Genomic DNA, 13,220 nt, shown 5'->3' with positions numbered 1-13,220 from the left:
AATTACTTCTTTTCCTACTTTGTCCTTAATTTTCTTCTAATAGTCTATCTTTATTCTGCTTCTTTCAAGCTGTTATATATTTCATCCGAGAAAATACCAAGTACTTTTCTCTTCATTTCATCATTGCTTAGTAATAAGCTGAAAAAGTCTTGATTCTGCTCCAATCCTTCTATTAATGCATCATCTATGTTGTCAAAATATGCAAATTCAAAATCTTTTTCTGTATTGTTCTTTGCTGATGTTTTTAGCTTCTCAGATTTCATCATAATGTCTTTTATCTGAAGCATTGCTTTTACTGCTACATCATTATCATATTCTTTTCCTGCTATACTGTTGATTTCTGCTATTATCTGTGATAGTTTCTCCTCTTTATCTTCTGATAACACAAAATGGTCTGCTGTCGGAAGTTTCGTAACAGGATCAGATTTTAATTTTGATTTATGTTCGGCTTTCTTCTTCTGAACAAAATTCATGGCTGTTATCTTTCCATCTAAATTAAATCCACCGCCTGGGTGCTTTATATTTACATATGCAAGTAATAAAGCTATAAATCTATATTTCTTGTGTAGTTCAGTATCTTCAAAACACGATACCTGTAATAAAAATTCATGGAAACGAACAAATCGCCTCATTGTCATTACAAGCTCTTTTTGTTCTTCATAATCAAGTTTATCTATGTTCTTCTTTACTTTCTGGAATAAGAATGTTAATCGTTTCTTTTCCTTTGCTGTAATATCATCTTTATATAAAATTTCATTTGCATCTTCTATATCCAATGGATCTATTACTGTATATCCATCTATTTTTGCTTCTAAATCATAGATCGCAGATGGTGTAACAGAGTTGGATAAAAGTGTTGTTGTGTAATATTTTGAAAATGCCACCTGTATATCTTCATAGTCATTTACAAAATCAAGTATAAATGTTTTCTTGTCATATGGTGGACAGATTCTATTAAGTCTTGATAATGTCTGTACAGCATTAACACCTCTTAATTTTTTAAGAATGTACATTGCACATAATTTAGGTTGATCAAAGCCTGTCTGATACTTATTCGCAACAAGCAATACTTTATAATCATCCTTTTCAAATTCTGTTGGTAATTTATCTTCACTGAATCCGTTTAGTCCTGCTTCTGTATATTCCTTTTCATCATCTTTTAATGTCACTTTTCCAGAAAATGCCACTAATGCACGAATATTATTATATCCTTTTTTGTTTATGTACTCTTCAAATGCTTGACGATATTTTACAGCACTTTCTCTTGAATTAGTTATTACCATAGCTTTTGCAGTTCCACCAAGCTCATCCATTACTGTTGTTCTGAAATGTTCAACAATAACTTCTATTCTTTGTGCTATATTGGTTTCATGCAATTCAACAAATCTTGCAATCTGTCTTTTTGCACTATTTGTCTTACACTTTGGATCTTCTGCAACTTCTTTATTAATCTGGTAATAGGTCTTATAGGTTGTGTAATTTTGTAACACATCAAGAATAAATCCTTCTTCTATTGCCTGCTTCATAGAATAGATATGAAATGCTTCTCTTTGTCCTTTTTTATTTACCCTACCAAATAACTGTATTGTGGTTGGCTTTGGTGTTGCTGTAAATGCAAATACAGATACATTTTCTTGTTTTCCATGCTTTGCAATTTCTTCTACAATTAAATCCTCAGTTGTACTTTCATCTATACTTACTTCACCAGATCCAAGTGTCATTGTCACAGCCGCCATATCTTTTCCTGCTGTTGATGAATGTGCTTCATCTATGATTACTGCAAACTTCTTATTTTTCAAATTAGCCACATCATCTACAATATATGGGAATTTCTGAATAGTTGTTGCTATAATCTTTGTATTTCCATCAAGAGCAATAGCAAGATCAGATGAGTTACATTTTTCATCCATAACTTTTATAAGTCCAGATTTATGCTCCATCCCCATAATTGCCGATTGTAACTGTCTGTCTACGACAACCCTATCAGTAACAATAATGATATTATCAAAAATAATTTTGTTATCCACATCATGAAGTGAAGATAATCGGTAAGCAAGCCAAGCAATAGAATTTGTTTTTCCAGATCCAGCAGAATGTTGTATTAAATAATTCTGTGTAGAACCATTTTCATATACATCTGCAAGTATCTTGTGTAATACATCTCTTTGATGGAATCGAGGGAAAATAATATTTTCTTTTATCTTCTTTTTACCAGTAGTCTCATCTTTCTTTTCTTTCACTTCAATAAACATAAATTTGCTTATTATTTCAAGAATAGAATCCTTTGTAAGTACATCTTCCCACATATAAAAAACACTATATTTATCTTCATATATTGGATTTCCTGCACCTGCATTGACACCTTCACCATTACCCATATTAAAAGGTAAAAAGAATGTTGCATCTTTTTCAAGTTTGGTTGTCATATAAACTTGTTCTAAATCCATTGCAAAATTTACTAATGCACCAGCTTTGAATAAGAATAGTCTTGTCTTTGGATTTCTTTCTGTTCTGTACTGATAAATTGCATCTTCATAGCTTTGTCCTGCTACATTACATTTTAATTCAAATGTCATAATAGCAAGTCCATTTAAAAATATTACAAGATCTATTCTTTCTTTATCAGATGCCCAGACTTCCTCCATAACAGAGAATACATTTTTTTCATATTTTTCAACAAGTTCTTTGTTAAAGTCTGTTGCAGGTTTTGTATACATCAAATCAAGTTTTATATTTGAAATTTCTATACCATGCTTTATAACATAAAGTAAGCTACTACGTGCCTTTGTAATTTCTTCATTGATATAATTTACAAGTGTATCTTCTAAATCATGCTTATATACTTTTCTTAATGCTTCCATTTCATCTGGTTGTGTGTCATTCAAAAATTTGAATAACATTTCTCTATCCATTGCATGTAAGCGATCATATTCTTTATCTTTTCTTACAACATAACCATTGTTATTTTTTAGATAGTCCATAATGAAATGTTGATACTGCTTTTCAGTCAATATTTCATTCATTTGTACTTCCTCCACTAATATGCTTTCAATCTTTTAATAAACTGTCTTGCAAATAACAACGCAATTTGATCACAAGTATATTTTGATGAATCAATCGCCTGTATATCTGCTATTGATGGATATTTTTCTTTTAACTGTTCAATCGTTATATTATGTAAAATTGGAAGAATCAATTTTTGTCCGTTCTGATTCTGTCTATTCAAAAATTCTGATAGTTCTCTTTCTGTCCATTCTCTACCAAAGAAATTTGTTGATATAACAATAATTGCAAATTCTGATTTTTTAGTTCCTTCAAGAATTTTATCCTTGAATTTATCACCCCATTCTAATGTTTCTTTATCATAGAATATTTTAATTCCTAATTTATTAAGCGAGTTGTACAATTCTTCTATAAGAGCTTCTTTGTCTGCATTAGCATGAGAAATAAACACATCATATTCTGGTAGCATTTTTGCTCTATATTTTGGTACTTCCACAGTTGATATACCATTCATCTTATCTATAAATGCTTGGTCACTTTTTATACTTTCTAAACACGAAATTAACTGACTATATGCATCTAATGATCTATGAAATAAAATCGTTTTCATTCTACTTCCCAACGGATGATCTTTTAAGTATTGATTGTAAAAAATTTCAACATCATTAACCCATATCTCACTTGGACGATTGTATTCATTTATATTAGTTCCTATAGATGCCGTATTAATTGGTGATTTTATGTTTTTAGTTCGATCTAACAAACCATTTAACTGTTCTTCAAATGTTGCCATTATTGAACCTCCTTCTTTCCTGTCACATATTCATATATAACTGACTTCTTGTACTGTTCAAGTGTATCTAACTGCTCTTTTTTTTCTTCAATAGCACCATCTATTTCAGCACATTTTTTATCCAAATATTTTACTATCTTCTTTTGCTCCGTTTTTGGCGGTAATAACACATTTGTTTTCCTTAATGTTTGAAGTGATAAATTATTGATTGTTGTCCCTGCAAATGATAATTCAAAAATTGTTTTTATGTAATTTGCTTGTAGTAAATAATAGATATATTCTCTATTGTATTCCTCTTTTAGCTCTATAAATCCTACACTTTTTCCTAATAAAACATTTTCATTGTTATAAAATGCCAAATTTCCAATAGTTCCATTTAATGATATTAATATTGTATGTGTCGTTAAATTAGTTTTATAGGTATTATAAATCCTTTCTGTAATTCTTTGTGTATTATCTTTTATAGCAATATTTCTCTTTTTAATGTTGTTGCCGTTAATAAAATAAAAGTTGGTTTCACCATCCTCGAAAGTAACAGTTCCATGAATTCCATCCCCTATTTTTTTTGATATCCATCCCAATCTACTTATTTTCCATTCATTCGGAATTTGACCAATTAACTCAATTCCACTATCTTTCATTTCAACATCTGGATCTAATCCTTTTGTTACTGCTTCTGTGATAATTGATTTTTTGTATTCTTCAAGTGTTTCTATTTGCTTTTCAATATCAGAATAAAGTGTATCTATTTCAGCACATTTTGTATTAAGAAATTCTACAATTTTTATTTGTTCTTTTATTGGCGGAATTAATACCAATTCATTAGCAAATAAGTCTGCTGATAAATCCCATTGTCCTTCCCTTATTCCACCAGAAATGCGTCTAAACTCATCTTTATAACAATTTCTGATTAAAAAATGAAAATATTTCTTGTCAAAATAATTATCGGTAAAATTATAAACAAAGTATGCTGGACTCACTATTCCTTCGTATTCAGAAACCCCCATAGAGCCTTGCCATGCTTTCATTTTATTTATTACTAAATCACCTTTTTTTACATATTTATATTTTGATGTATCCTCTGACGTAATATTATGATTATCGTCTCTACTATTTTTAGGGATAACTCCATATTCTCTATATACAGATAATACTTCTACATTTCCTGGATTTTTGGGTTCATTTCTTTTCAAATGATATTTAATTTTATCAACATTCCAATTTTTAGGAATCATACCTATCCATTCAATTCCACTATCTTTCATTTCAGCCATATTAATTGCCTCCGAATAATTTTTTTATTCTTGAATCAACGGAATCCTCTAATTCATTGAATCTTTTTGCAAGTTCATCACTGGATGCAGGAGCTTGATATTTATAAAAATATCTTGTGAATGGTATTTCTGCACCAGTCTTTATTACAGGATTTTTCTTGCCTAAATCTTCTTCAAAAAATGCCTTTGCATCTGGTACATGTGGTAATACTTCATTTGCCATATAATCATCAATATTTGTTTCCCATGGTACTATTTCTGTATCTTTTGTTTCTGTATCATAAATTATATTGCCCTTTTTATCTTTTTGAATATCTGCTGTTTTATCCATTACTGATAAACCTTTTATGATTTTATCAGCAATCTTTTTTAAATCTTTTGCATCTGAAATAATTCCAGATAGAATATTTTTTACCACTGGTGTAAATGTTTCTGGATTCTTATATACCTTGTCAGATACAGCACCATTTAGAGCATCAACAATAGCATCATATATAGGCTTATTTTTCTTAAAATTATCTAATTTATTTTTTTCCTTACCTGTCAATTCATCCATATTTTTAAGTTCATCAACTTTTGCTTCATCATAGAGAGTTGATAACGCACCACTTGAAAGCATTGCATTTATTCTATCTTCTGTTATTGCATAGCTTCTTTGAAGTGGTTGCATAACCGCATATTCACGATAGATAAATTCTGTATTATCGTAAATCTGGCAATGCTCATTTTCTTTAAAGTCTGCATATAACTTTGTAATTTTAATTCTATCTTCTGGTGTAATCTCTTTTCGTTTATTACCTAATGTTTTTCTTAAAGAGTGTGCAAAACTTGATGCATCAATAAGCTGTATTTTGCCTTTTCTTTCTGCTCTTTTATTTTTAGAAAGTACCCAAATATATGTAGCAATTCCAGTATTGTAAAACATATCAGTACTTAACTGAATAATTGCTTCTATATAGTCATTTTCAAGTAACCATCTTCTGATCTGTGATTCACCAGATGATGTACCACCACTAAATAAAGGTGAACCATTTTCAATAATAGCGGCTCTACCACATTCTTCATCCATCTTATTTATTGCCGACTGAATAAACAATAACTGCATATCTCCAGAACTTGGTGCTCCTGCTGGGAATCTTCCAGATGTTCCCTTTAATACTTCTGCTTTTACTTCCTCTTCGTCACCTTCTGGTGCATCCTTGCCGCCCCATGGTTGTCCAAATGGTGGATTTTCTATAACAAATCTCATCTTTGTATCTGTAAAGCAATCTGCTTTCATTGTGTCTTGTAATCTGATATTATCCGCATTTTGTCCACGAATAAGCATTTCTGCAAGACACATAGCATAAGACTCTGGATTTACTTCTTGTGAAAATAATCTTACATCTGCTGTCGGATTAAAACGTTTAATATAATTGTTTGCAGTTGAGAGCATACCGCCAGTTCCAGCGGCTTGATCTAATATAGTTACAATTTTTCCATCATCAAATATATCATCACAACCTTCTGCAAGTAGAATTGAAACCATTGCTTTTATAATATCTCTACCTGTGTAATGATCACCAGCTTCGGCATTTTCAGAGAATTTTCTAATAAGTTCTTCAAAGATATATCCCATTTTCATATTATCAATGACTTTTGGATCTAAATCTATTTCACTAAATGCTTTTACTACTGCCAAAAGTCTGTTATGCTTGTCCATCTTGTCTATCTGTTTATCAAACTCAAGATTTTTTATAATGTCTTGAATGTTGGCAGAAAAGCCATTAATATAGCTTTTAAAATTTGATGCAAGATGATCCGCATCATTTACAAGCTCTGCTAAAGTAAATTCACTTGTATTATAAAACTGATAGCCAGAAATCTTATACATAGCCTTTGCAGGATATGTCGGCATCTTTTTATATTGTGCAACAACAGCATCTTTTGTTTCCTGTAATGCACATTCAAAACGTCTAATAATTACCATAGGAATTATTACATCTTTGTATTTATCACTTTGATATGGCCCTCTTAATTTATTTGCAATAGACCATATAAAATTAACTTCTGCTGATACATCAATAGGATTATCATCCCAAAATTCTTCAATCTTACTAATATCTGCCATTGTAAAAAGTTCTCCTTTGTCTTTCTTTTCAGTATATAAAATTACCTGTCCAATAATCTGTACATCTATTTGTCATATGTAAAAATTAATTTAAAACTATAACACTAAATATATCATATACATGCAAATACTGAATATCAATCTTTTTCATAATAAAATCTCCTATGCAACTAAAAATCATATTACATCTTAATTCATAAAAATACCTCCCAGTAAACAATAAATGCTTCACTAAAAGGTATTCTTTAATCTCTTATATTACTCATTTATACTTTTCAAAAATTAAACTAACTTTCTTATTTACTCTTAGTTTGCACCAACGCCACGATATTTTCCACATGATACGTCCACGGGAACATATCCACCGGCTGGCACCGCTCCACCCGGTAGCCGTGGCTTGTAAGATACTTCAAATCCCGCGCCTGAGTGACTGGATTGCAGGAAATATAGACCACACGCTTTGGGGAAAGCTGCAGCAGTGAGGATAAGAATGCCTCATCACTTCCGGCACGAGGTGGATCCATGAATACCACATCTGCAGTCTCGCCCTGTGCTGCCATTTTGACCATGAATTCTCCGGCATCCTCATTGTAAAATGTGATATTTTTCATGTTATTGCGCTTCGCATTGGTAATGGCATCACGTACCGCATCACGATTCACTTCCACGCCAATGACAGAGCCGGCTTTGCCTGCTGCTGCCATGCCAATGGTACCAATGCCGCAATATGCGTCGATTACCTTTTCCTTTCCGGTCAGTCCGGCAAACTCGATAGCTTTGCCATAAAGGATTTCTGTCTGCACCGGATTTATCTGGTAGAATGAGGATGGAGAAATGCGGAAACGGAGTCCACACAACTCGTCCTCGATAAATCCCTTTCCATAAATGGTAATATTCCGCTCTCCTAAGACAACACTGGTGCGCCGGTCATTCACATTTACCACCACCGTTGTAACTTCCGGATGCTTTTCACGAAGTGCTTTTACAAAATTATTTTTTGACGGCAGAATTGGGGATGCCAGCACCAGAACAACCATAACTTCGCCGGTACGGAAACCTCTTCTTACCAGAACATGGCGTAGTAATCCATATCCGCTGTCCTCGTCATATACTTTTATTTTAAAGGAGCGAAGCATTCCACGAATATCATAAATGATGCCATCCGCAATCTTATCCTCAATCTGACATTCATCAATCTTTACCACCGAATGTGTTCCCTGCTGATATGCTCCTGAAATCACTGTTCCATTTTTCAGCCGCTGAAATGTAGCATTGACCTTGTTCCGATAATGAAATGGCTCCTGCATTCCGATAACCGGCTCCACTTTTCCAAAGCTGCCTAAAAGCTCTTTTACTTCCCGATGTTTCTTGTTGAGCTGCTTTTCATAATCCATTCCCTGATACTGGCAGCCGCCACATTTTTTTGCAAGATCACATTCTCCCGGTGGGCAGATGTGTTTTTCCGGACGTTCCGATTTTGAACCATGCTGCTTTTTTGCATTTTCCTTTTTTCTAAATTTATTGTTCTCTTCTGGCTTTCTCATTTCCTGTACCGTTCCTTATTTTTTCAAATACTATACTATTTTTTAGTTTAACGCATTTAGCAGCCTTTTTCTATGGTTATTGCAGAAATATTTTCATAAATGAATTAAAATAAAATGCGAAATAATGGCACCTGCTGGGCCTGCTACTTGCAGCTTCTTACAAATACACAAAAACGCCGATACAGGCTGTACCGACGTTCCTTCAGCATTTCACACTATTTAATTTTTTCAGTCAAACTGCAATCATCTCTTTTTGTAAAGAAGTAATTCCGGATTTTCGCCATTTTCCTCATAGGTGCATACCAGGATAAAATCCATATTTGCAAGAATGCCAAAGCATCTTTTACCGCCAAATTCGGATTCCAGCTGGTTTCCAAGATATGTCTTCTGGTCATCCAGAAATTTTACCTTTTTTCCATTCGGAAGTGTATACTCTAAATTCACATATTTTCCTACCAGTGCATTTAATTTTTCAACCTTAGGAAGCCCGTCTATGTGAAGTTCATTTATTTCCTTTATTAGCTGTTGCTTAAACTCCTCAAACTCTCCATTGTCGCTAAGTTCATCATATCTTTTCCAATAATCTAACTTTTGGAGCATTTCTTTCATATATGCGCGCGCCTGCTCCTCTGTAAAATCATCGCTTACCATGTTTTTAACGCATATGTCGATTAATTCATCCATATCGTTATAGGTATATGTTCCGTCAGCTCATTCTGGGACATTCCTCTTTGTGTACGAAGTTCCAGAATAATATTTTTTGTCTCCATCGTTGCTACCTCCTTTATCCATATCATACCGGTAAATTCAGTTTTGGAAAAGCAACTTACTGTTGCTGTACGATAAGGCAACTAAAACTTTAGATGCAAAATACACTATATAGCGGAACTGATTTTATTCCTTTTGCCATCCCAAAATTTCTTGTTGAAATCCGGATTGCATACGAAGGATTATATTTTTCCATATAAACCATCATGCTTTTGGCTTTTACATGGTTACCAGCCTTACACTCTACCGGAATAACGTGACTTTCTTTTTGTATCAGGAAATCCACTTCCGCCGTATTATCAGACTCCCAATAATGAAGATCATAACCATTTGTTTTCAAAGCAATTGCAACATAGTTTTCTGTCAGTATGCCACGAAAATGCTCTGTTTCCATGCTTTGTAATGCTTCCAACGTCATTCCTATTCTTGCAGACATAATACCCATATCACTGTAATATAATTTGAATGCACTTACATCCTGATATGCCGCAACCGGATAAAATCCCTGACTGCACTTCATGCATTTATTCACAATTCCAGCCCGAATCAGCCAATCAATTGCATCTCCATATTGAGATGCCCGTGCTCCTGATTTTATCAGCTTGTATTGAAATTTTTTTGCATCTTTTGCCAACTGTGCCGGCAGGGAATCATACGCTTCAAAAATACGCACGGTGTCCGTCTGATTTGCATATTTTGTCATGTCTGCAATATAAGAATTTAACAGCATCTGACGAATTTCCGTCTGCTCCAATGGACTGTCTTTTGCAAGGTCTGCCTTTACTGCTGCCGGCATTCCTCCCACGACGCAATAATGATAAAATTCCTGCAAAGCTTCCTCGTGCAATATCTCATCTAACGGCTGATTATTTTCATAATGTTCCCGTATGGTATCCGAAAGCATCTGCTTTCCCTTAGCCCACAATACCTCTTCCAAATCCATCGGGTACATGGTAACCATCTGAACTTTTCCTACCGGAAATGAATATTTTTCACGGTTGACTGCTACACCCAGCAGACTTCCGGCAGCTATTACATGGTATTCCGGTGTCTCTTCTGAAAAATATTTTAAAGAAGTTAATGCTCTTTCACACATCTGTATCTCGTCAAAAATAATGAGCGTATTTTCCGGTACAATCTTTACCTGATAATATTTTTCTAATATGGCGATGATATAATCTGCATGAATATCTGTATCAAAATACTTCCCAATTCTTTCGTCCGTTTCAAAATTTACATAGACTGTATTTTTATAATATAATGCTCCAAATTCACGCATTTCAAACGTTTTTCCAACTTGTCTTGCACCATAAATAAGTAACGGCATTCTGCCTTTTTTCATATTTTTCCATTCATATAATTTAGCAGTTATTTTACGCTTCATGTGTGTGCTCTCTCCCTTCTTTAAAATATCATCGTGTCTTTTAATGTATTATATTACTTTTTTCCGTACGAATCAATGTGTTTTTACACACAAAAAAGTGGCAATCCACTTAGGACCTGCCACTTTCAAAATTTTTACATCTCATCAACAACCTGGAACACATAGAACTTCAGATAATAGGATTCGTCCGCCGCCCAGAGAATCGGATGATCCGGTGCCTGGGTGCGGAATTCCACCTGACGCAGACGCTTGTGGACGCTGTGAGCTGCCTGTCCGATTGTCTTGGTAAACAACTCATACGTCATAAAATGGGAGCAGGAGCAGGTCGCAAGAAATCCACCATTTTTCACAAGCTTCATGGCACGAAGATTAATCTCGCGATAGCCCTTGATGGCATTTTTAACAGAATTTCTGGACTTGGTAAATGCCGGCGGGTCTAAGATTACCACATCATATTTTTCGCCTGCTTCCTCTAATTCCGGCAGCAGTTCAAAGACATCCCTGCACAGGAATTTTACCGTGCCGGAAAGACCATTCAATGCTGCATTTTCTTCTGCCTGATGTACGGCAAGTTCCGAAGCATCCACTCCGGTGACTTCTTTTGCTCCGGCAATTCCAGCATTTAATGCAAAGGAGCCGGTATGGGTAAAGCAGTCTAACACTCTTGCATCCTCACATAATTTCTGAATGGCAAGACGGTTGTATTTCTGGTCTAAGAAAAATCCGGTCTTCTGACCATCCTTTACATCTACGATATAATGCACACCATTTTCTACAATTTCCACATTGGTATCAAATGTTTCTCCGATAAAGCCCTTCTTAAGCTCCATGCCTTCCTGCTTGCGGACTTTTGCATCACTCCGCTCATATACGCCGCGGATTGTAATGCCGTCCTCTGCCAAAATTTCCTTTAAACACTTTACAATAAGCTCTTTGTAACGGTCGATGCCAAGTGCTAAGGACTGCACTACCAGCACATCCGAAAACTTATCGATAACCAGTCCCGGCAGGAAATCTGCCTCTCCAAATACCACGCGACAGGATGAGGTGTCTACCGTCTTTTTCCGGTATTCCCATGCCTGCTGCAATCGTGTCCGGAAAAATGCTTCATCAATAACTGTATCTTCTTTTCTGCTGAAAAGGCGCACCCGGATTTTGGAATTGCGGTTGATAAATCCAATGCCCATCGGATATCCGTCAAAATCGTGTACCAGCACCAGATCTCCGTTTTCAAATGTTCCCATGACACTTTCTATTTCATTATCGAAAATCCACATGCCACCGGATTTTACCATTCTTCCTTCGCCTTTTTTCAATGTTACAACTGCACTCATGTTAGTCCTCCTTCGTAACCTCTTTCTTATAATTTACCACAAATATACCAATGCATACCAGTATCAGGGCAATCACACTTTTGATGCCTGCTGCCTGCTCTTTTTCTCCCAAAAGCCATGCAGAAAGAATCACACCAAACACCGGGTTCATAAATCCAAATACCGCTACACGGGAAATCGGATTGTATTTTAATAAAATGCCCCACAGCGTGTATGCGACGGCAGAAATGCATGCCATGTAAAACAGCAGTCCAAAGGATGACGCCGTAAATCCGCTCACCCGTCCACCTGCTGCAAAGCCGCACAATGCCATAATAATTCCACCCACCAGGAACTGGTATCCACTCAGCATGACAGGATTTTCGGATTTGGAATACCGCTTTAACAACACGGAAGAAAATGCATACGCTACCGTTGACAGGAAAATAAATCCTTCTCCGGTCACGCTCATATGAAAATCAAATCCGCTGCTTCCCATATTTACCAGTGCCACGCCAGCAAATCCAATGATGCATCCTGCTATTTTTCGTGCCGATAATTTTTCCTGATGGAATAAAAGACTTGCTACCAGAATTGCCACGAATACATTTAACGCTTCGATGATGGATGCTTTTACCCCGGAGGTGTGCGCCAGTCCGATATAGAAAAGCAGGTACTGTCCCACAGTCTGCAGACTGCTTAATTTAAAAACTTTTCCAAGAGAGCCCTTTGTCGGACGCAGAAACTGTCTGCTTCCGATACTTCCCAATATTATTGTTAAAATTCCCGCCAGCGTAAACCGATAGCCGGCATACAGAATCTGGGACGCCACCTCATCCGATGCAATGTACATCATCTGATAGCCGATTTTAATACACGGAAATGCACTGCCCCACAACAGGCAGCACACCAGCGCTCCCAGCCAGACTACTATGGTTTTCTGCATGAATTTTTCTTTTGTTTCCATTTCTTTCATCCTTTTCTCAAGCTTTCTCTTTTCTTCTCGTTCTTGTCTCATTTCATCATAGACA

The 13,220-nt window shown here is 35.2% G+C and carries 9 protein-coding genes; all 9 read right to left on the bottom strand.

Annotated elements, in window-relative coordinates:
* Positions 1-50: 50 nt before the first annotated feature.
* Positions 51-3,023, bottom strand: a complete 2,973-nt coding sequence (locus tag DXB43_RS00990) for a type I restriction endonuclease subunit R (RefSeq protein WP_117946170.1) — start codon at positions 3,021-3,023, stop codon at positions 51-53.
* Between the two features lie 14 nt (positions 3,024-3,037).
* Positions 3,038-3,796, bottom strand: a complete 759-nt coding sequence (locus tag DXB43_RS00985; RefSeq protein ID WP_117946168.1) for a toll/interleukin-1 receptor domain-containing protein — start codon at positions 3,794-3,796, stop codon at positions 3,038-3,040.
* Positions 3,796-5,070, bottom strand: coding sequence for a restriction endonuclease subunit S (locus DXB43_RS00980; protein WP_117946166.1), 1,275 nt, complete (start codon positions 5,068-5,070; stop codon positions 3,796-3,798). The genes DXB43_RS00985 and DXB43_RS00980 overlap by 1 nt, the downstream gene beginning before the upstream one ends.
* Position 5,071: 1 nt before the next feature.
* Positions 5,072-7,180: a type I restriction-modification system subunit M gene (locus tag DXB43_RS00975; RefSeq protein ID WP_117946164.1), complete on the bottom strand. Its 2,109-nt coding sequence runs from the start codon at positions 7,178-7,180 to the stop codon at positions 5,072-5,074.
* 296 nt (positions 7,181-7,476) lie between these two features.
* Complete coding sequence (gene rlmD, locus DXB43_RS00970; RefSeq protein WP_117946162.1) at positions 7,477-8,724, bottom strand: 23S rRNA (uracil(1939)-C(5))-methyltransferase RlmD; 1,248 nt, start codon at positions 8,722-8,724, stop codon at positions 7,477-7,479.
* Between the two features lie 243 nt (positions 8,725-8,967).
* Positions 8,968-9,333 carry a hypothetical protein gene (locus DXB43_RS00965; protein WP_278308550.1) on the bottom strand — a complete coding sequence of 122 codons (366 nt, stop codon included), beginning with the start codon at positions 9,331-9,333 and terminating at the stop codon, positions 8,968-8,970.
* A gap of 250 nt (positions 9,334-9,583) precedes the next feature.
* Complete coding sequence (locus tag DXB43_RS00960) at positions 9,584-10,876, bottom strand: ATP-binding protein (RefSeq protein ID WP_117698668.1); 1,293 nt, start codon at positions 10,874-10,876, stop codon at positions 9,584-9,586.
* Between the two features lie 134 nt (positions 10,877-11,010).
* A complete protein-coding gene (locus DXB43_RS00955) occupies positions 11,011-12,210 on the bottom strand; it encodes a class I SAM-dependent rRNA methyltransferase (protein ID WP_117946160.1) in 1,200 nt (399 codons plus the stop codon).
* Position 12,211: 1 nt separating this feature from the next.
* Positions 12,212-13,165, bottom strand: a complete 954-nt coding sequence (locus DXB43_RS00950) for a DMT family transporter (RefSeq protein WP_117946550.1) — start codon at positions 13,163-13,165, stop codon at positions 12,212-12,214.
* Positions 13,166-13,220 lie beyond the last annotated feature (55 nt).

It is taken from the genome of Roseburia sp. OM04-10BH, assembly GCF_003462605.1.
GTDB classification, from domain to species: Bacteria; Bacillota; Clostridia; order Lachnospirales; family Lachnospiraceae; genus Roseburia_C; species Roseburia_C amylophila.
The sequence above is the reverse complement of the archived record's forward strand: the minus strand, read 5'-3'. Positions and strand labels throughout refer to the sequence as shown.